Here is a 17,773-nt window from a genome sequence, read left to right on the forward strand (position 1 = left end):
GTGCGAAGGGTGGGGGGCGAAGGGGTCCTTCACCGACTGCGGTAGAGCCTCGTCGTCAGCGGCAGGAACACCGCGGCGAGACCGGCGGCGACCAGCAGCGACACGACGATCGCTCCGACGTCGGGAGTGCCGTCCATCAGCGAGCGGCACGCCGTCGCGAGGATCGAGATCAGGTTGACGTCGACGAACGCCTGCAGCGGCCCGGGCAGCGTCGCCGGGTCGACGAAGACGTTGGACAGGAACGTGAGCGGGAAGATGCCGGTGAAGCCCGCGTTCATCACCGCGTTCGGGCTGCGCAGCAGCAGGCCCAGCACGGAGAACACCCACGACAGCCCGAACGAGAAGACGACGACCAGCGCCAGGGCCGCCACCGCGCCCGCCACGCCCGCGTCGGGCCGGTAGCCCAGCAGCACCCCGACGACGATGATCACCGTGCCCGCGATGACGTAGCGGACGCTGTCGCCGAGCAGGGAGCCCAGCAGCGGCGCCGGCCGCCAGATCGGCAGCGAGCGGAACCGGTCGACCACGCCCTTGGTCAGGTCGGTGTTCAGCGAGACGCCGGCGTACACGGTGGTGAACAGCACCGACATGACCAGCAGCCCCGGGAGCGTGTAGTCCAGGTAGGCGCTGGTGGAGCCGGCGATCGCCCCGCCGAACAGGTACGTGAACATCAGCAGGAACATCACCGGCGTGAGCGTCACGTCCATGAGCTGCTCGGGCACGTGCTTGACCTTGAGCATCCCCCGCCAGCCGAACGTGAGTGCCGTGGAGAGCGGCCCGGGCCGGGGCGGCCGCGCGGTCGAGGCGATCGCCCGCCGGACGGCGGCGGTGTCGGCGGCGTCGGGGGCCGTGGTGGCTGCGCTCATGACGGCTGCTCCTCGAGGGTGGCGGCGGGCGGGGGCACCTCGGCGGCGTGGCCGGTGAGCGCCAGGAAGACCTCGTCGAGGCTGGGCTGGTCGAGGGCGAACTCGGCGATGCCGATGCCCGTCCGGGCGAGCTCGCCCACCCCGGTCGCGGCGCGGGCGGAGTCCGGGCACTGCGCGGTCAGGCCGGCCGGGTCGGCCTCCAGGGTCACCGGTCCGACGGCCCGTTCCAGCAGGGCCGCAGCCTCCGGGCGCCGCTCCGCGTCGAGCAGCCGCACCCGCAGACCGCCGCTCCCGACCGAGGCCTTGAGCTGGGCCGGCGTGCCCTCGGCGATCACCGTGCCGCGGTCGATGACCGCGATGCCGTCGGCCAGCTGGTCGGCCTCCTCCAGGTACTGCGTGCAGAGCAGGATCGTCGTCCCCTCCGCCACCAGCGCCCGGGCGATCTCCCACACGTGGTTGCGCGACCGCGGGTCCAGGCCGGTGGTCGGCTCGTCGAGGAACATCAGCCGCGGGGTGACGACGATGCTGGCGGCGATGTCGAGGCGGCGTCGCATGCCGCCGGAGTAGTGCTTGACCAGCTTGCCCGCCGCGGCGGCGATGCCGAACGCCTCGAGCAGCTCGTCCGCCCGGGCGCGGGCGCCGGCGCGGCTCAGCCCGAGCAGGCGGCCGAGCAGCACGAGGTTCTCCCGCCCGGTGAGCTCCTCGTCCACCGAGGCCAGCTGCCCGGTCAGGCTGACCTGCGCCCGGACCGCGTCGGCCTCGGTGACGACGTCGTGACCGAGCACCCGGGCGCTGCCGGCGTCCGGCCGGATGAGCGTGGCCAGCATCCGGATCGTCGTCGTCTTCCCCGCCCCGTTGGGTCCGAGGACGCCGTAGACGACGCCGGGAGGCACGGCGAGGTCGATGCCGGCGACGGCGGTGGTGTCCCCGTAGGTCTTGACCAGACCCGTCGCCTCGATGGCCAGCGGAGCGTGCAGCGTCATGAGGTCCTCGCCCGGGGTGCGGTCGTCGGCGTGTTCTCAGGATCAGACGCACTGTCCTCCGCGAACTGAGCGGTCGCGAGCGACTTTTCCGGCATCCGGCCGGCGGGTGGCCCGGCGCCTGTAGATTCGGCGTCTCCGGACATCCGCGGGGCCCGCGCCCCGGACGTCCGCGCGCGCACCGGCTCCGGCCGACCGACGCCGCGGGCGCGATGTCCCCCGCACCCCGCGCGCGGCCCGCCCGCCCCGTCGCCGCGCGCCCTCGTCCGAGGAGAACTCCCCGTGTCCGTCGCCACCTCCGCCGGTGAGGCCGCCCGCTCCGCGGTCCAGGAGGCCGCCCGGCGGCGCACGTTCGCCGTCATCAGCCACCCCGACGCCGGGAAGTCCACCCTCACCGAGGCGCTCGCCCTGCACGCCCGGGTGATCGGCCAGGCCGGTGCGGTGCACGGCAAGGCCGGCCGGCGCGGCACGGTCAGCGACTGGATGGAGATGGAGCGCGACCGCGGCATCTCGATCACCTCGGCCGCGCTGCAGTTCGGCTACCGCGACGCCGTCGTCAACCTGCTCGACACCCCCGGGCACGCCGACTTCTCCGAGGACACCTACCGGGTGCTGACCGCGGTCGACGCCGCGGTGATGCTGGTCGACGCCGCCAAGGGCCTCGAGGCGCAGACGATGAAGCTCTTCGCCGTCTGCAAGCACCGCGGCATCCCGATCCTGACCGTGATCAACAAGTGGGACCGCCCGGGCAAGGACGCGCTCGAGCTGATGGACGAGATCGCCGAGCGCACCGGCCTGACCCCGACCCCGCTCACCTGGCCGGTGGGCATCGCCGGGGACTTCCGCGGCGTGCTCGACCGGCGCACCGGCGACTTCCGCCGCTTCACCCGCACCGCCGGCGGCGCCACCATCGCCCCCGAGGAGCTGCTGTCGGCGGCCGAGGCGGCGGAGCAGGAGGGCGACGTCTGGCTGCAGGCGCAGGAGGAGGCCGAGCTGCTGGCCGAGTCCGGCCAGGACCACGACCAGGAGTCGTTCCTCAGCGGGATCAGCACGCCGGTGCTCTTCGCCTCGGCGGTGTCGAACTTCGGCGTCGGTGCGCTCCTGGACACCCTGGTCGACCTGGCGCCCGCCCCGGCGGGACGGCCGGACGCCGAGGGCGTGGTGCGCGACCTCGCCGCCCCGTTCAGCGCGTTCGTCTTCAAGGTGCAGTCGGGCATGGACGCCGCGCACCGCGACCGGCTGGCCTACATCCGCATCTGCTCCGGCGTCTTCGAGCGCGGCATGGTGGTCACCCACGGCCGCACCAAGCGCCCGTTCGCCACGAAGTACGCCCAGCAGGTGTTCGGCCGGGACCGCGAGGTCGTCGACCTCGCCTACCCCGGTGACGTCGTGGGCCTGGTGAACGCCAACGCCCTCGGCGTGGGCGACAGCCTCTACAGCGAGAAGCCGGTCTCCTACCCCCCGCTGACCACCTTCGCCCCCGAGCACTTCGGGGTCGTGCGCAGCAAGGACACCGCCAAGCACAAGCAGTTCCGCAAGGGCATCGAGCAGCTGGACTCCGAGGGCGTGGTCCAGGTGCTGCGCTCCGAGCGACGCGGTGACGGCTCGCCCGTGCTCGCCGTCGTCGGGCCCATGCAGTTCGAGGTGGCGACCCACCGGATGGAGCACGAGTTCAACGCCGCGGTGCACCTCGACCGGCTGCCCTACAGCATCGCGATGCGCACCGACGCCGACTCGGTGCCGCTGGTCACCGCCTCCGGCGGCACCGAGGTGGTCCAGCGCTCCAACGGCGAGCTGCTGGCGCTGTTCACCGACAAGTGGGCGCTGCGGATGCTGCAGCAGCGGCACCCCACCATCACCCTCGAGCCGCTGGTGGCCGCGCAGCTGGCCTGACCCGGCTCAGGCCAGCAGCGTCCGGTAGATGTCGCGGGCGTGGTCGAAGACGAGGAAGTGCCCCTCGCCGGCCATCCAGTGCGCCGAGCAGTTCGGGAGCATCGTGCTCAGCACCTGACCGAGCACCAGCGGCACCTGCCAGTCCTGGGTCCCGTGCCAGATGTGCACCCGCTGCCGCACCTCGGCCACCGGGAAGCCCCACGGCCGGAACAGCAGCGCGCGGTCCTCGGCCAGCGCCGCCGAGCCGTTGCGCATCCCCTCGGTGAAGGTCCTCGCGAGCACCTGCCGGACGACCGGCCGGCCGATCACGCGCCGGTCGGCCGGGTTCAGGCGGACCTGCAGGTAGCGCGGGATCAGCTCGGGGCGCAGCGCCAGCGGCGCGAAGGCAGGCCGGAGCACCGACGCCAGCTGCGCGGGCCGGTGCAGGCCGGCCCGCACGCGCGACGGGATCCAGCGCGGCCACGGCCAGGGGACGTCCGGCGGCGGGGCGCCACCGAGGATCCCGACCGCCCGCACCCGGTCGCCGAACTCGTGCGCGCAGGCCAGCGCGTAGGCCGCGCCGCCGGAGAGGCTCAGCGCGGCGAAGCTGTCGACGCCGAGGGAGTCCAGCAGCTCCTCGACGTCGCCGGGCCAGTCCGCGACCCGGCGGCCGGGGTGCGGGTCGGACCGGCCGAAGCCGGGCCGGTCGGGCACGACGAGGCGCACCCCCCACCGCCGGTAGTCCTCGGGGTCCTCGACGTGCCGCTCCAGCCGGGAGCTCGGCGAGCCGTGGCAGCCGAGCACCACCTGCCCCTCGGGGTCCCCGTACTCCGCGTACGCCAGCGTGCGGCCGTCGCTGAGCCGGACGCTGCCCTCGCGAGGTCCTGGGTGCATCCCGCGCCCCTACCCCGTTAGCGTGCCGGTCATGGCTGTCGACCCCCGCGGTGCCGATCTCAAGCGCTACCTCCAGGAGGACCCCGGCGGGCCGGTGGTGATGCTCAACCTCCTGCGCTTCGCCGAGGGCGGGCGCGAGCTCTACGCGCAGTACGCCGATGCGCTGAGCAGCACCTTCCTCGCGCGGTACGGCGGCGAGGTGCTCTACGCCGGCGACGGCTCGACGTCGCTGGTCGCCGAGGACGGCCAGGCCTGGGACGCGGTCCTGCTGGTGCGCTACCCCTCGCGGAAGGCCTTCAGCGAGATGGTGGCCGACCCCGAGTACCAGCAGGTCACCGAGCTGCGCACCCGCGCGCTGTCGGAGGCGGTGCTGCAGGCGACCACCGCCTGGTAGCTCCGCCCGGTGACGTGCCGGGTCAGTGCCCGCGGAACGCCTCCTCGAGCCACCAGGACGGCGCCCCGCGGGTGACCTTCGCGTCCACGAGCAGCGGCGCGGTGCGGGGGCCGGCCAGCCAGTCGGCGACGCCCGCCAGGTCGCCGGGCTCCCGCACGGTCACCGCCTCGTAGCCGTAGCCGCGGCCGATCGCGGCGAAGTCGGTCTCCGGGAAGCGGACGGTGTCCAGCGGGTGCCCGTCCGGCCCGAAGTGGTGCACCTCGGCGCCGTACGCGGCGTCGTCGTGCACCACGACGACCATCGGCAGCCCGAGGCGCACGACGGTCTCCAGCTCCGCGGCGCCCATCAGCGCACCGCCGTCGCCGAGGGCGGCGACCGGGAGCCGGTCGGGGCGGGCCAGCGCCGCGCCGATCGCCGTCGCCAGGCCCAGGCCGACGGACTGGAAGGCCTGGGTGAAGCAGAACCCGTGCTCGTCGGGGACGTCGAGGAACATGCTGGGGTAGCCCATGAAGTTGCCGGAGTCCACGGCGACCACCCGCTCGGCGGGCAGCAGGTCGTCCAGCGCGGCGTTGAGCGTCCGGGGGTCGATCCGGCCCGCTCCCCCGGCGTCGTCGTAGGGCTCGTCCCGCCAGCGCCGCCGCGCGGCGATCGCCGCGCGCACCTCCGCCGTCCGGTAGCCCTCCGCCGTCTCCTCCAGCAGGGCGGTCACGGCGGTGGCGACCGCGCACACGTCGCCCACGACCCCGAGGGCGACGTCGCGCTGCGCGCCGATGGCGTCGGGCTCGTCGTCGACCTGGACCACGACGGCGCCGTCGGCGATCAGCCGCCCGTGCCGCATCGTCCACATGTTCAGCTGGCAGCCCCAGCCCACGACCAGGTCCGCGCCGGAGATGAGCTCGGCGGCCAGCGGGGTCGCGAAGCCCCCGGAGACGTCGAGGTCCCACGGGCTGCCGCGGAACAGGCCCTTCGCCACCGCCGAGGTCGCCAGCAGCGCCCCGCACCGGCCGGCGAGCTCCTCGAGCTCGGCCCGGGCCGCGCGGGCGCCGCGGCCGGCCACGAACACCGGACGCCGCGCCCGGCGCAGCGCCTCGGCCAGCCCGCCCACGTCGCCCGGACCGGGGCGGTCGGCGGGCGGGACGGGCTCGGCCTGCGGTCCCTCGGCCGGTCGCGCCTGCACGTCCAGCGGCAGGTTGAGCACGACCACCCGCCGCTGGTCCCGCGCGGTCGCCACGGCGACGGCGGCGTAGCGCTCGGCGGTGGCCGCGGACGTCACCCGGATCGACACCGCCCCCACGGCCTCGGCCAGCGCCGGCTGGTCGACGAAGAAGTTGGACCGCCGGTTCGTCGTCTCCGCGGTGACCACCACCAGCGGCGTGCGGCTCTTGGCCGCCTCGGTGATGCCGGTGAGCGCGTTCGTCAGCCCGCACCCCTGGTGCAGGCTCACCGCAGCCGGCCGGCCGCTCACCCGCGCGAACGCGTCGGCCATCGTGGCCGCGCCGCCCTCGTGCCGGGCCGCGACGTAGCGGGCCCCGGCCGCGACCATCGCGTTGGTGGCCACGAAGTTGCCCGACCCGACGACGCCGAACACCGTGTCGATGCCGCAGCGGACCAGCGTCTCGCCGACCGCCTGGGCGACGGTGCGCGCCGCCGTCATCCCCGCTCGACCAGCGCCAGCACGCGGGACGGGGAGCCGGAGCCGCCCACGATCGGCAGCGGGGCCGCGACCACGAGCGCACCGGTCGGCGGCAGCTGCGCCAGGTTCTGCAGCTGGGTGAGGCCGTACTTGCCGCTGCCCATCAGCGCGGAGTGGCACGGGAACGGCGGGTCGAACGAGTGCGCCCGGCCCGCGTCGGTGCCCACGGTCTCCACGCCCAGGCCGATCACCGGGGACTCCTCGGCCAGCCAGCGGGCGCACTCGACCGACAGGCCCGGGGTGTGCGGCCCGTTCTCGTCGGCGTTGAGGAACTCGCCCTGGGACTCCGCGCGGGCGTCCCAGCCGGTGCGGAACAGCAGCCAGCCGCCCTCGGGCAGCGGGCCGTGGGTCGCCTCCCACTCCCGGATGTGCTCGACCTCCAGGAGGAAGTCCGGGTCCTGCGCCGCGCGCTCGGAGAAGTCGAGCACCGCGGCCGGGGCGATGAGCTTCCGCGCGGCCACCGACGCGACGTCCTCGCCGTCCCGGCCGGTGACCCAGTGGTTGGGCGCGTCGAAGTGGGTGCCGGTGTGCTCGCCGGTCCGGAAGTTGTTCCAGTACCAGGCCGGCCCGCGGTCGTCGTACCGGCTGAGCTCCTCCAGCTCGAACGTCGCCGTCTGGGCGAACGGCTCGGGCAGCTGGATGACCGGGGTCCCGGAGTGCAGCGGCGCGGTGAGGTCGACGACCTCGATCCGGGCGGTGGCCAGGGCCTCGGCGAAGCTGGACAGGATCGACATGCGCGGTCCCTTCACAGGCGGTCGGACGGCGGACAGTCAAGCACGATCAGCCACCCCGGAGCCGCGGAAGGGCGCAGGCCGGGCTCCCGGTCAGCGCGCCTTGGGGATGATCAGCCAGAGGCCGATGTAGACCAGCTCGCCCACACCGACCAGGCCGAAGACCACGAAGCCCAGTCGCACGAGCACTCGGGAGATCCCGAACCTGTCGGCGAGGGCCGCGCACACGCCGGCGATGAGCTTGCCCGACCGAGGTCTGATCAGCGTCGAGGTCACGGGGTGCCCGCTACCCGGAGGCTGCCGCAGCAACCACGCGTCAGCCGAGGACCGCCCACCCGTGCGCGGGCACCCGGACCCGGTCCCCGGCCGGCTCCGTGGCACCGGCGAGCACCTCGCCGGCGCCCGGGGCGGGGATCTCGGCGGGCGCGTCGGCGAGGTTGAGCGCCACCACCAGCCGCTCGCCGTCGGCGGTCACCTCGTAGGCCAGCTGCTCGTTGGCCAGGTGCAGCGCCCGGGTCCGCGCGGTGTGCAGCCACCGGTGCCGACGGCGCAGGCCGATCAGCTCCTGGTGCAGCCGGTAGACCGGCAGGCCCAGCGGGGACAGCTCCCCCGGCGTCGCCGGGAAGGGCGGGCGGACGGCGTCGTCGCCACCTGCCCGGTCCTCCTTGACGCCGCGGAAGGCGTGCTCGTCGCCGGCGTAGACCGCCGGCGTGCCGCCCACGGTGAAGAGGACGACCAGCGCGTGCGCGAGGTGGCGCTCGTCGGTGACCTTGCTGGCGATGCGCGTGACGTCGTGGTTGCCGACGAACGTGTACGGGGTGAACCGGTCGAGCAGCGCGCCGTGCCGGGCCAGCGCGGCGTCGAGCTCGAAGAAGTTGGCGTCGTTGAGCGAGCTCCAGACCGCCTTCCACAGCTCGTACTGGGTGACCGCGTCCAGGTGGCCGTCGCCGACCGCCCGGGCGTAGTCGCCGTGGATCACCTCGCCCATCAGGTAGGCGTCGGGGTGCCGCTGCCGCACGCGGTCGGCCACCCGGGCCCAGAACGCCGCCGGGACGGCGTAGGCGGCGTCCAGCCGCCAGCCGTCGGCGCCCCGGTCCAGCCAGTGCGTCATCACCTCGACCACGTGGTCCTCGACCCCCGGCGCGGAGTGGTCCAGCGCCACGAGGTGCGCGTGGCCCTCGAAGTCGTCGTACCCCGGCTCGACCCCGGGGGCCCACCCGCCGTCGGGCCAGCGCAGCCGGAACCACGACGCGGTGGGCGCGGCCGGCCCCTGCTCGAGCACCGCCCGGAACGCGGGGTGGTCGCGGCCCACGTGGTTGAAGACGCCGTCCAGCAGCACCCGCAGGCCGCGCTCCCGGCAGGCGGCCAGCAGCGCGTCGAGGTCGTCGTCGTCGCCGAGCCGGGGATCGACGCGGAGGTGGTCGACGGTGTCGTAGCCGTGGGTCTCCGACGCGAACACCGGACCGAGCGCCAGCCCGGACGCGCCGAGCTCGACCGCGTGGTCCAGCCAGGCGGCGAGGTGGGGCAGCCGGTGGGCGACCGGCCGGCCGGGCTCGTCGCGCGGTTCGGCGCCGACGAAGCCCAGCGGGTAGACGTGCCACCAGACGGCGTCGCGCACCCACGCCGGCCCCTCTGTACGCCCCGCGCTCATGCCGGCGATGCTGCCCCACGGCCGGGCGCGGGACACTCCCCAGGGGGACCCGGCCACCCACCTGCCGTTTTTTCGATCTCTGTGGGTAGAATTCCCCACGGTCGCTGTTGCGCCTCTGCTTTCGTTCTTGGACGTCCGCAGTCGTCTCTGCCTGACGTTCCTCTCGGTCCTGCCGGTCGGTGCGGCGGCCCCGTCACCGGCACGTGCCGGTGACGGACACCTCCCAGCACGGAATGAGAACGACATGGCTCAGGGCACTGTGAAGTGGTTCAACGCGGAGAAGGGCTTCGGGTTCATCGCCCAGGACGGCGGCGGCGCCGACGTCTTCTGCCACTACTCCGCCATCGTCAGCGACGGCTACCGCTCGCTCGACGAGGGCCAGCAGGTCGAGTTCGACGTCACGCAGGGCCAGAAGGGCCCGCAGGCGGAGAACGTCCGCCCGCTCTGATGTGAGCGTTCGACGGGGTCACGGCGCGCTGCGCCGTGGCCCCGTCGTCATGTCCGGCCCATCCCGTCGTCCCGAGGAGCACCCCATGGCCCAGCACGTCGGACTCTGCGCGGACGCGCCGCTGGGCTGCCCCTGCCGGGGCGACGCGACGATCCACCAGGACCGCTCGCGGGAACTGAGCGAGGCACGGGCCGCCGGCTCCGCGGCCGTCGAGTGCCCGGAGTGCGGCGAGGCCACGACCGCGGTCTCCATCGCCGCGTGGGGCAACTGCCGCGCCTGCCGGACCGCGCACTCGCGGTCCACCCATCCCCTGCGCTGGTGAGGGCCCTACCCCGCCGTGGGCGGGGTCACGGTGGGGTTCCGCGCCGGGATCGGTGACAATGGCCCGGTCCGAGCAAGGGCGATCCGACAGCAGCGGGGTGGCGTGACCGGCGAGCTTCCCGAGCCCGACTTCCGACGGGTGTTCGACGCGGCGCCGACGCCGTTCATCCTGCTCACGCCCGATTTCGACATCGTGCACGCGAACGAGGCGCGCCTGGAGGCGACGGCCACCACGCTCGAGGACACGGTCGGGCGGAACATGTTCGACGTCTTCCCGATGAACCCCGACGATCCGGGCGCCGACGGGCTGGCCAACCTGAAGGCCTCCCTGGAGCGGGCACGTGACACCCGCCGGCCGCACACGATGGCCATCCAGAAGTACGACATCGCCATGCCCGACGGCCGCTTCGAGGAGCGGTTCTGGAGCCCGCGCAACGTGCCGATCCTCGACGAGCACGGCGAGGTGGTGCTGATCCTGCACCGCTCCGACGACATCACCGAATACATCACCGCCCGGGACGACGCCCGCAGCGAGGCCGCCCGCGGGCAGGAGTGGCGCGACCGCGCCGCCCGGGTCGAGGGCGACCTGTACGCGCGCACCCTGGAGCTGGAGCAGGCCAACACCCGGCTGCAGACCCTCACCGAACGGGAGCAGCGCACCGCCCGGTCGCTGGCCGGGCTGGCCAGCACCGTCTCGGCGCTGGCCGCGGCGGAGACGCACACGGACCTCTTCCGGCTCCTCGGCGACCACGGGGGTCCCGGGTTGTCGGCCGACGTGCTCGCCGCCGCCGTGGTCCGGCCGGGGAGCCAGGAGCTGACGGTGGTCGACCGGTCCGGCCGCGGCCGGCGCATCCCGGCCGGTTCCGGTTCCCCCCTCGCCGTCGCCGCCGAGGGTCGGCCGGTGCTCGTGGCCGACGCCGGGCTGGAGGGCTCCGGGCCTCCTCCCGCAGCCGGGCTGCGCGCCTGGGCGGCGCTGCCCATGCGCACCGGCGACCGCGTCCTCGGCGCCCTCGCCGTCGGTTGGCGGGAGCCGCACCCCCTCGAGGACGACGACGTGCGGGTGCTGCAGGCCTTCGCCGCCCAGTGCGCCCTGGCGCTGGACCGCGTCGGCCGGCTCGAGCGGGAGCGGCAGCAGGCCGAGGCCACCCGCAGCCTCGCCGAGGCGCTGCAGCGCTCGATGCTCACCGATCCCCCGCAGCCCCCTGGCCTGCGGATCGCCGTCCGCTACCGGCCGGCCGCCCGCGAGGCCGAGGTGGGTGGCGACTGGTACGACGCCTTCACCGCACCCTCCGGCGCCACCACGATCGTGGTCGGCGACGTGGCCGGCCACGACCGGACGGCCGCCGCGGTCATGGGCCAGCTGCGCAACATGCTGCGCGGGGTCGCCCACGCCGTGGCGGGTGACCCCGCCCAGGTGCTCACCGCGCTGGACCGGGCCGTGGTCGACCTGGGCGTCAACACGCTGGCCACGGCGGCGCTGGCGCACGTCGAGCGGGCGACCGCGACCGGCGCGCTCACCCTGCGCTGGTCGAACGCGGGCCACCCGCCGCCGCTGCTCGTCGGGCCGCGGGGGGACGCCGAGCTGCTCGAGCGACCGCGTGACCTGCTGCTCGGTGTGGCCCCGTGGACCCCCCGCCGGGCGCACGCCCTGCCGCTGGCCCCCGGCTCGACCGTCGTCCTCTACACCGACGGCCTGGTCGAACGGCGCGACGCCACCCTCGACGACGGCTTCGAGCGGCTGCTCGACGCCGGCCGCGACCTGCACACCCTGCCGCCCGAGGACGCCTGCGACGCCCTGATCTCCCGGCTGGCCCCCGACTTCACCGACGACGTGGCGCTGCTGGTGCTGCGGGTGGAGCCCTAGCCGTCCAGCCGATCGGCGCCCAGGTGGGTGTCGAAGAAGCGCAGGATCCGGGCCCACGCGTCCTCGGCCGAGGGCTGGTGGTAGCTGAACCCGGTCACCCGCTCGACGACGGCGAACGGCCCGCTGTTGTGCCGGTTGAGGAACGAGTGCCCGGCGTCGGGGTACTCGACGACGTCGTTCGGCACCTCGAGGGCGTCCAGCGCCCTACGAAGGCGGCCGGCCGCACCGCGCAGGACCGGGTCCCGGCGCCCGTAGCTGGCCACCACCGGGCAGGCGCCCTGGAGCACGCTCTCGACGTCCCGGGGCACGAAGCCGTAGTTGGGAGCGGCGGCGTCGAAGCCCCGCGTGGCGGTCAGCAGCGCGAAGCCACCGCCCATGCAGAAGCCGACGACGCCGACCCGCCCGGTGCAGTCGGGCTGGTCGGCGGTCCACCGCCGGGTGGCCTCGATGTCGCCGAAGGCCGGCCCGGTGCGCTTCAGCAGCGACCGGAAGGTCCCCTGCAGGCACCGCAGCGCTCCCCCGGCGGTGAACAGGTCCGGCGCCACCGCGAGGTAGCCGGCGGCGGCCAGCCGGTCGGCCTGCTGCCGGATGTCGTCGGTCAGCCCGAACGCCTCGTGCAGCACGACCACTCCCGGCCACGGGCCCTCGCCGACGGGGGGCCGGCTCACGTGGGCACGCAGCTCCGGAGCGCTCTCGGCGCCGGGGATCGAGGTCAGGGGCACGGGCTGGTCCTTCCGCCGGGGTCCGCGCCGACGCTAGCGGGGGCGCCCGCACCCCGCCCGCTCAGAGGCCGACCGCGACGGTGGCGGCCAGCTCGCGCACGCCCTCGAGGTCCGCGCCCGAGGGTGCGCCGGTCAGGCTCAGCGGCGCGGCCACCCGCTTCCACCGCAGGGCGCCGGTGATCCGCTCGATCGCGGTCAGGGCGCCGGCCGTGTCGTCGGTGCCGTGCACGTACACGCCGTAGGGCAGGCCCGGGGTCGCGTCCAGGCACGGGTAGTAGACGGTGTCGAAGAAGTGCTTGAGCGCGCCTGACATGTAGCCGATGTTCGCCGGCGTCCCGAGCAGCACGCCGTCGGCCGCGAGCAGGTCGGCAGGGCCGGCCGACAGCGCCGGCCGCAGCACGAGTTCGACGTCGTCGACCATCGCCGCGCCCTCCTTGACCGCCTCCAGGACCGCCTGCATGGCGGGCGAGGGCGTGTGGTGGACGACGAGCAGACGCGGCATGCCCGCATCCTCCCCGACCGGGTGGCAGATTCGACGGCATGCACCTGGTCCTGGAGTACACGCTGGCCGACGACTACCTCGACCGCCGGACGGCGTTGCGCGAGGACCACCTCGCGCTCGCCCGCGCCGCGCACGAGCGCGGAGAGCTGCTGCTCGCCGGCGCCCTGCCCGATCCCTTCGACCGCGCCCTGCTCGTCTGGACGGCGCCGCGCGAGGTGGTCGAGCGGTTCGCCGCCGAGGACCCCTACGTGCGCGAGGGCCTGGTCACCTCGTGGTCGCTCCGCCCCTGGAACGTGGTCATCGGCTGACCGGGCGCAGCTGCGCGTAGGCGCGGGCGAGGTCGGGCAGCTGGGCATGCGCGTTGAGCCCGCTCGGGTTCGGCACCACCCAGGTCACCGCGCCGCCCAGCCGCTCCTCCTGCAGCCCGGCGACCGCGCGCGGGCGGCCGAAGGCCTGCCGCCAGGCGGTGATGCCCAGCACCGCCAGCACCCGCGGGCGGTGCTCGGCGACCAGCCGCTCCAGCGCCACCGCGCCCTCGGCCAGCTCCTCGGCGGAGAGCTCGGCCGCGGCGCGGGTGGGCCGGTCGACGAGGTTGGTCACGCCCAGCCCGTGCTCCAGCAGCTCCCGGTCCTCCTCCGGCCGCAGCCGCCGGGGGGTGAGGCCGGCCAGGTGCAGCGCGGGCCAGAAGCGGTTGCCGGGCCGGGCGAAGTGGTGCCCCCGCTCGGCCGACATCAGCGAGGGGTTGATGCCGCAGAACAGCACGTCGAGCCCTGGCCCGATGATGTCGGGCAGCGGCTTGGCGGGCACGGTGGTCAGCGGTAGGTGAGCAGCGCCCGCCGCGGCCCGGTGACGTGCGCGTGGTCGTTGAACGCGAGCAGCGTCAGGCCGGTGCTCCCCGCGATCAGCGAGGTGACGCCGACGTTCACAGCGGACCGGTTGAGCGCGACGACGGCGTCGGCCGGCGCTCCCAGCAGCGACGCGACGACCGCGGCGATCACCCCGCCGGAGCTGACGACGACGGCGTCGCGGCCCTTCTCCAGCCCGGCGGCCAGGTCGCGCACCGCCGCCACCGCGCCCGTGGAGAACGCCGGCCAGCCGTCGGCGTCGCCGGCCGCGATCCAGGATCGGAGCGCGCCGTCGAGCAGCTGCTGCACCTGGCGCGACCCGGCGCCCTCCGCCTCCCCGGGATAGCGCTGCAGCAGGTCGACGTGGTCGTACTCGTCCAGGCGCGCGTCGGGGGCCGCCGGTGCGTCGTAGCCCGCCGCCTCCGCCAGCAGCGCCGCCGTGTCCCGCTGCCGCCGCAGGGTGCCCGAGACGACCAGCGGGTCGCGCAGTTCGCGCCGCCGCAGCTCCTCGCCCACGCAGCCCGACTGCTCCCGCCCCAGGTCGCTGAGGACGTCGTAGTCGTCGGCGCCGAAGGAGGCCTGGCCGTGGCGGACCAGGCAGATCAGCGGCATCCGGCCAGCCGCTCGGCGCGCTGGAGCAGGACGGCGGCGGCGATGCCGAAGTGGGCGAACCGCGGGTTGGTCGTGTGGCCGGACCGGAAGCGCGCCCAGATCTGCTGGATGATCACGGCCAGCCGGAACAGGCCGAAGACCTCGTAGAAGGTCCAGTTCTCGGCGCGCAGCCCGGTCCGGGCCAGGTAGCGCTCGACGATCTGCTCGCGGGTGGGCATGCCCGCGAGGGTGCTCGGCTGGGTGGAGATCAGCCCGAACTCCTCGTCGTCGTCGGCGGTGACCCAGTAGGCGAGCGACGCCCCGAGGTCCATGAGCGGGTCGCCGACCGTGGCCATCTCCCAGTCCAGGACGCCGGTGATCCGCGGCGTGCCCGAGAGGTCGAGCACCAGGTTGTCCAGCTTCCAGTCGCCGTGCAGCAGGCTGGCCCGCACGTCCTGCGGCTGGTGCTCGGCGAGCCACCCCATGAGCTCCTCGGCGGGCGGCACGTCGTCGGTGAGGGCATCGCGGAAGCGGCGCGACCAGCCCTCCACCTGGCGGCGGACGTAGCCCGGGCCCTTGCCGAGGTCGGCCAGCCCGGCGGAGTCCACGTCGATGGAGTGCAGGTCGGCGAGGGTGTCGTAGGCGGTCTCGCCGAGGACCCGCGCCTGCTCCGCGGACAGCTCCACCCCCTCGGGGAGCTTCCGGCCCAGGACGACGCCGCGCAGCCGCTCCATCACGTAGAAGTCGCTGCCGATGACCGACGGGTCCTCGCAGAACCCGAAGATCTCCGCGACCACGTCCAGGTGGGGGCGCAGCCGCTGCTGGACGCGCACCTCGCGGCCCATGTCGTGGGCCGAGGCGGCCTTGTGCCCGTGCGGGGGGCGGCGCAGCACCAGGTCCAGGTCGCCGTAGTCCAGCAGGTAGGTCAGGTTGCTGGCCCCGCCGGAGAACTGGCGCACCTGCGGCGCGGGGTGCCCCTCGAGTGCCGGCACGCGCGGCGTCAGCCAGGCGTGCACGGCCTCGACGTCGAAGGTGTCCTCGGGGCGGACGTCGCGGAGTCGGGTCGCGTTCTCGCTCATCGCGCCCATCCCACCACGAGCCGGTCCGCACCACTCCGCCGTCCTCCCGCCGGACCGGTGCCTCCGTGTCATCGCACCACCCCGAGGCGTCCCGCCACCCCGCCGTCCCGGCCGGCCGCGGACCCGGCGGTCTCGCTGCCTGCTCCGGAGGCTGGTCCGGGAGTACCGTTCGCGACGGGTCGAAACCCCGGCCCCGCGTTCCGCGAGCGGGACGACGGCCGGGGGCCTGCGGGCACCGGGCCAGGGCAGGAGGCAGCCATGGCACTACCTGCGACCCCTCCGGTGGACCTCGACCACGAGTTCCAGCCGGTCCCCTTCCACGTGTCCGTCGACGTCGTGGGTGCCACCGTCGCCGTCGCCGGGGAGCTCGACCGGCCGAACGGCCACCACGTGCTGGACGGGCTCGCCGCGCTCGTCTCCGGCGGCTGCCGGCAGTGGACGGTCGACATGACCGCGGTGTCCTTCTGCGACGCCGCGGGCCTGCGGGTGCTGCTCACCGGCCACCACCTCGCCCGGCGGCACGGCTGCGAGCTGGTCCTGGAGCGCCCGAGCCGGTGCGTGCACCGGCTGCTCCTGCTGACCGGCCTGGACCGGGTGCTCGACGTGCGGCCCGGCGGCCCCGTGCCGGCCCCCGCCGCGGGCGGGCAGCGCCCGCTCCCGTCAGCCGGGCCGCTGCGCTCCGCGCGACGGATCCGGGCGGTGCCCGGCACCGGCCGGCCCCGCCCCTGACGCGGCCGCCCGCTACTGGACGGGCGCGTCCGGCGGTGGCAGCTGGACGCCGAGCTGCTCGTCCACCGATGCCACCCCGGCGACGGCGGCGAGCCCTCCGGCTGCGTCGGGCGGGACCGAGCCGGTGATGATGCCGAGCCCGTCGAGCACCTGGTCGACCTGCATGCCACGCGCACGCAGACCCTCCACGACGCCGTCGAGGGCGGCCAGGTGCCCGTCGTCGACGGTGACGCTCACGTGGGTCATGCGCGGAACGCTACGCGGGACCGCCTCACTGCGGGGCGATCGCCAGCCCGCTCCCCGCATCGAGCGAGGGCTGCAGGAGCCGCTCGCTCTCCTGCAGCAGCGTGGCCCACAGCTCCAGCCCGCGCCTGCCGGTGGCCTCGGCCCAGAGCGCGGCCAGGCCCGCGACGTGCGGCGTGGCCATGCTCGTGCCGCTGATCGTGTTGTACCGGGTCGGCATGGGCCAGGACGAGTACACCTGATAGCCGGGGGCGGCGACGTCGACCTGGCCGCCCCGCGCGGGCAGGCTGCGGGCGGAGAAGTACGCCATCTCCAGCGCCTGGTCCAGCGCACCGACGGCCATGATCTCGACGCTGTTGGCCGGCGCGCCCACGAAGCCGACATCACCCGATCGCCGGTCGGCGTTGTTGCCGGCGGCCGCGATGATCAGGGAGCCGCGCTGCAGGGCCCGGCGCCCGGCCGCGGAGTACGGCGGGTGGGCCGTCATGACGTCGGCCCCGAGGGACATCGAGATCACCGGGCACTGGCTGGTCACCGCCCAGTTGATGCCGGCGAGGATCCCGGCGTCGGTGCCGCTGCCGTCGGTGCCCAGCACCTTGCCGGCGAAGATCTCGGACTCGGGGGCGACCCCGTACCGCGGACCGGTCGAGGGGGTGCGCGGGCCGCACGCGGTGCCGATGCAGTGCGTGCCGTGCCCGTGCCCGTCCTGCGCGTCCTCCCCCGGGACGAACGACCGGGCGGTGACCGCGCGGCCGGCGAAGTCCGGGTGGGCGGCGTCGAACCCGGTGTCCAGCACGGCCACCCGGATGCCCCGGCCGGTGCGGGCGGAGGCGTCGGCCCGGACCGCCTGCACCCCCCACGTCGCCTGGGCGGTGTCCTCGAAGCGGGCGGCCGCGGCCGGCGGCGCCGCACCGGGGACGGGCTCCCCGGCGAGCAGCCGGCCGGAGAGGTCGGCGACGCCGTCGCGGTAGCCCGCGGTGTAGGAGCGGGTCTCGTCGCCGAGCACGTGGTGCACCAGCTCCGGCGACACCGAGAGCACCGGCCGGCCGGCCGCCTCCGCCGTCTGCAGCCGGCTCACCTGGCCGGGGTCCGCGGTGACGACGGCGATGCCCAGGGCGCTGAAGACCGTGGCCTCGGCGTCCTGCAGCGCCTCCGGCGACACGTCCCCCTCGGCGAAGTCGCGGGAGTCGGCCACCCGGTGGAGGCCCACCCGGCCCCAGTCCACGCGGGCGTCGTCGTCGGTGCCGGCGAAGACGACGATCTGGCGGCCGGTGGTCCGCGGCAGCGGACCCACCGCCCCGTGCGTGATGTCGCCCGGGATGCCCGGGCGCCTCGGATCGATCACTGT

The 17,773-nt window shown here is 75.0% G+C and carries 21 protein-coding genes; 7 read left to right on the forward strand and 14 right to left on the reverse strand.

What is annotated here, in order from left to right:
- Positions 1–29: 29 nt before the first annotated feature.
- Both DQ244_RS12975 and DQ244_RS12980 read right to left on the reverse strand, forming a co-directional pair.
- Entirely contained in the window at positions 30–866 is an 837-nt protein-coding gene (locus DQ244_RS12975; RefSeq protein WP_113811888.1) for an ABC transporter permease, read from the reverse strand.
- Positions 863–1,849 carry an ATP-binding cassette domain-containing protein gene (locus DQ244_RS12980; protein ID WP_113811889.1) on the reverse strand — a complete coding sequence of 329 codons (987 nt, stop codon included), beginning with the start codon at positions 1,847–1,849 and terminating at the stop codon, positions 863–865. Before DQ244_RS12980 ends, DQ244_RS12975 begins: the two co-directional genes overlap by 4 nt.
- 279 nt (positions 1,850–2,128) lie before the next feature.
- Here DQ244_RS12980 and DQ244_RS12985 point away from each other — a divergent pair, with 279 nt between their 5' ends.
- A complete protein-coding gene (locus DQ244_RS12985) occupies positions 2,129–3,739 on the forward strand; it encodes a peptide chain release factor 3 (protein ID WP_113811890.1) in 1,611 nt (536 codons plus the stop codon).
- 6 nt (positions 3,740–3,745) lie between these two features.
- Here DQ244_RS12985 and DQ244_RS12990 read toward each other — a convergent pair whose 3' ends face one another.
- On the reverse strand, positions 3,746–4,612 hold the full coding sequence (locus DQ244_RS12990) for an alpha/beta fold hydrolase (RefSeq protein WP_113811891.1): 867 nt from the start codon (positions 4,610–4,612) through the stop codon (positions 3,746–3,748).
- Positions 4,613–4,643: 31 nt separating this feature from the next.
- Between DQ244_RS12990 and DQ244_RS12995 the strand changes: the two genes are divergently transcribed.
- The gene (locus DQ244_RS12995; RefSeq protein WP_113812039.1) at positions 4,644–5,006 is read left to right on the forward strand and encodes a DUF1330 domain-containing protein; all 363 of its coding nucleotides are present in this window, start codon (positions 4,644–4,646) and stop codon (positions 5,004–5,006) included.
- 22 nt (positions 5,007–5,028) lie between these two features.
- On the opposite strand, the gene DQ244_RS13000 is transcribed toward DQ244_RS12995, so the two are convergent.
- The 4 genes from DQ244_RS13000 to DQ244_RS13015 all read right to left on the reverse strand — a co-directional run bounded on the left by DQ244_RS13000 (position 5,029) and on the right by DQ244_RS13015 (position 9,081).
- Positions 5,029–6,660 carry a thiamine pyrophosphate-binding protein gene (locus tag DQ244_RS13000; RefSeq protein ID WP_113811892.1) on the reverse strand — a complete coding sequence of 544 codons (1,632 nt, stop codon included), beginning with the start codon at positions 6,658–6,660 and terminating at the stop codon, positions 5,029–5,031.
- On the reverse strand, positions 6,657–7,433 hold the full coding sequence (locus DQ244_RS13005) for a cyclase family protein (protein WP_113811893.1): 777 nt from the start codon (positions 7,431–7,433) through the stop codon (positions 6,657–6,659). The genes DQ244_RS13000 and DQ244_RS13005 overlap by 4 nt, the downstream gene beginning before the upstream one ends.
- Positions 7,434–7,523: 90 nt before the next feature.
- Complete coding sequence (locus tag DQ244_RS13010; RefSeq protein ID WP_113811894.1) at positions 7,524–7,706, reverse strand: PspC domain-containing protein; 183 nt, start codon at positions 7,704–7,706, stop codon at positions 7,524–7,526.
- Positions 7,707–7,746: 40 nt separating this feature from the next.
- Positions 7,747–9,081, reverse strand: a complete 1,335-nt coding sequence (locus DQ244_RS13015; RefSeq protein WP_113812040.1) for an alpha-amylase family glycosyl hydrolase — start codon at positions 9,079–9,081, stop codon at positions 7,747–7,749.
- 244 nt (positions 9,082–9,325) lie between these two features.
- Here DQ244_RS13015 and DQ244_RS13020 point away from each other — a divergent pair, with 244 nt between their 5' ends.
- The 3 genes from DQ244_RS13020 to DQ244_RS13030 all read left to right on the forward strand — a co-directional run bounded on the left by DQ244_RS13020 (position 9,326) and on the right by DQ244_RS13030 (position 11,714).
- Positions 9,326–9,529: a cold-shock protein gene (locus DQ244_RS13020; protein WP_104524457.1), complete on the forward strand. Its 204-nt coding sequence runs from the start codon at positions 9,326–9,328 to the stop codon at positions 9,527–9,529.
- Positions 9,530–9,614: 85 nt separating this feature from the next.
- Positions 9,615–9,851 carry a hypothetical protein gene (locus DQ244_RS13025; protein ID WP_113811895.1) on the forward strand — a complete coding sequence of 79 codons (237 nt, stop codon included), beginning with the start codon at positions 9,615–9,617 and terminating at the stop codon, positions 9,849–9,851.
- A 102-nt stretch (positions 9,852–9,953) separates the two neighbouring features.
- Entirely contained in the window at positions 9,954–11,714 is a 1,761-nt protein-coding gene (locus DQ244_RS13030) for a SpoIIE family protein phosphatase (protein ID WP_113811896.1), read from the forward strand.
- On the opposite strand, the gene DQ244_RS13035 is transcribed toward DQ244_RS13030, so the two are convergent.
- Together DQ244_RS13035 and DQ244_RS13040 are read right to left on the reverse strand one after the other, a co-directional pair.
- Entirely contained in the window at positions 11,711–12,436 is a 726-nt protein-coding gene (locus DQ244_RS13035; protein ID WP_113811897.1) for a dienelactone hydrolase family protein, read from the reverse strand. The genes DQ244_RS13030 and DQ244_RS13035 overlap by 4 nt on opposite strands.
- Before the next feature lie 61 nt (positions 12,437–12,497).
- Positions 12,498–12,938, reverse strand: coding sequence for a flavodoxin family protein (locus DQ244_RS13040; RefSeq protein WP_113811898.1), 441 nt, complete (start codon positions 12,936–12,938; stop codon positions 12,498–12,500).
- A gap of 38 nt (positions 12,939–12,976) precedes the next feature.
- On the opposite strand from DQ244_RS13040, the gene DQ244_RS13045 reads away from it, so the two are divergent.
- Positions 12,977–13,246 (forward strand): YciI-like protein, encoded by a 270-nt coding sequence (locus DQ244_RS13045; RefSeq protein ID WP_113811899.1) that lies wholly within the window; start codon positions 12,977–12,979, stop codon positions 13,244–13,246.
- Here the strand turns inward: DQ244_RS13045 and mug are convergent.
- The 3 genes from mug to DQ244_RS13060 are packed head-to-tail and all read right to left on the reverse strand — an operon-like array spanning position 13,236 to position 15,453.
- Positions 13,236–13,745 (reverse strand): G/U mismatch-specific DNA glycosylase, encoded by a 510-nt coding sequence (mug, locus tag DQ244_RS13050; protein ID WP_113811900.1) that lies wholly within the window; start codon positions 13,743–13,745, stop codon positions 13,236–13,238. The two genes, DQ244_RS13045 and mug, sit on opposite strands and share 11 nt — an antisense overlap.
- A gap of 5 nt (positions 13,746–13,750) precedes the next feature.
- The gene (locus DQ244_RS13055) at positions 13,751–14,395 is read right to left on the reverse strand and encodes a histidine phosphatase family protein (protein WP_113811901.1); all 645 of its coding nucleotides are present in this window, start codon (positions 14,393–14,395) and stop codon (positions 13,751–13,753) included.
- A complete protein-coding gene (locus DQ244_RS13060) occupies positions 14,386–15,453 on the reverse strand; it encodes a phosphotransferase family protein (protein ID WP_113812041.1) in 1,068 nt (355 codons plus the stop codon). The genes DQ244_RS13055 and DQ244_RS13060 overlap by 10 nt, the downstream gene beginning before the upstream one ends.
- 258 nt (positions 15,454–15,711) lie before the next feature.
- Between DQ244_RS13060 and DQ244_RS13065 the strand changes: the two genes are divergently transcribed.
- Positions 15,712–16,182, forward strand: a complete 471-nt coding sequence (locus tag DQ244_RS13065) for an STAS domain-containing protein (protein ID WP_113811902.1) — start codon at positions 15,712–15,714, stop codon at positions 16,180–16,182.
- A 12-nt stretch (positions 16,183–16,194) separates the two neighbouring features.
- On the opposite strand, the gene DQ244_RS13070 is transcribed toward DQ244_RS13065, so the two are convergent.
- Both DQ244_RS13070 and DQ244_RS13075 read right to left on the reverse strand, forming a co-directional pair.
- Entirely contained in the window at positions 16,195–16,428 is a 234-nt protein-coding gene (locus DQ244_RS13070) for a ketohydroxyglutarate aldolase (protein WP_113811903.1), read from the reverse strand.
- Positions 16,429–16,453: 25 nt separating this feature from the next.
- On the reverse strand, positions 16,454–17,770 hold the full coding sequence (locus DQ244_RS13075; protein WP_113811904.1) for a S8 family serine peptidase: 1,317 nt from the start codon (positions 17,768–17,770) through the stop codon (positions 16,454–16,456).
- Positions 17,771–17,773: the final 3 nt, after the last annotated feature.

The organism is Blastococcus sp. TBT05-19, from assembly GCF_003319095.1.
Taxonomy (GTDB): domain Bacteria; phylum Actinomycetota; class Actinomycetes; order Mycobacteriales; family Geodermatophilaceae; genus Blastococcus.

Bases quoted from the DNA above. Each gene is read 5' to 3' on its own strand.
- DQ244_RS12975 (WP_113811888.1), bottom strand. From the start codon at position 866: ATGAGCGCAGCCACCACGGCCCCCGACGCCGCCGACACCGCCGCCGTC.
- DQ244_RS12980 (WP_113811889.1), bottom strand. From the start codon at position 1,849: ATGACGCTGCACGCTCCGCTGGCCATCGAGGCGACGGGTCTGGTCAAG.
- DQ244_RS12990 (WP_113811891.1), bottom strand. From the start codon at position 4,612: ATGCACCCAGGACCTCGCGAGGGCAGCGTCCGGCTCAGCGACGGCCGC.
- DQ244_RS12995 (WP_113812039.1), top strand. From the start codon at position 4,644: ATGGCTGTCGACCCCCGCGGTGCCGATCTCAAGCGCTACCTCCAGGAG.
- DQ244_RS13000 (WP_113811892.1), bottom strand. From the start codon at position 6,660: ATGACGGCGGCGCGCACCGTCGCCCAGGCGGTCGGCGAGACGCTGGTC.
- DQ244_RS13005 (WP_113811893.1), bottom strand. From the start codon at position 7,433: ATGTCGATCCTGTCCAGCTTCGCCGAGGCCCTGGCCACCGCCCGGATC.
- DQ244_RS13015 (WP_113812040.1), bottom strand. From the start codon at position 9,081: ATGAGCGCGGGGCGTACAGAGGGGCCGGCGTGGGTGCGCGACGCCGTC.
- DQ244_RS13020 (WP_104524457.1), top strand. From the start codon at position 9,326: ATGGCTCAGGGCACTGTGAAGTGGTTCAACGCGGAGAAGGGCTTCGGG.
- DQ244_RS13025 (WP_113811895.1), top strand. From the start codon at position 9,615: ATGGCCCAGCACGTCGGACTCTGCGCGGACGCGCCGCTGGGCTGCCCC.
- DQ244_RS13040 (WP_113811898.1), bottom strand. From the start codon at position 12,938: ATGCCGCGTCTGCTCGTCGTCCACCACACGCCCTCGCCCGCCATGCAG.
- DQ244_RS13045 (WP_113811899.1), top strand. From the start codon at position 12,977: ATGCACCTGGTCCTGGAGTACACGCTGGCCGACGACTACCTCGACCGC.
- DQ244_RS13055 (WP_113811901.1), bottom strand. From the start codon at position 14,395: ATGCCGCTGATCTGCCTGGTCCGCCACGGCCAGGCCTCCTTCGGCGCC.
- DQ244_RS13060 (WP_113812041.1), bottom strand. From the start codon at position 15,453: ATGAGCGAGAACGCGACCCGACTCCGCGACGTCCGCCCCGAGGACACC.
- DQ244_RS13065 (WP_113811902.1), top strand. From the start codon at position 15,712: ATGGCACTACCTGCGACCCCTCCGGTGGACCTCGACCACGAGTTCCAG.
- DQ244_RS13070 (WP_113811903.1), bottom strand. From the start codon at position 16,428: ATGACCCACGTGAGCGTCACCGTCGACGACGGGCACCTGGCCGCCCTC.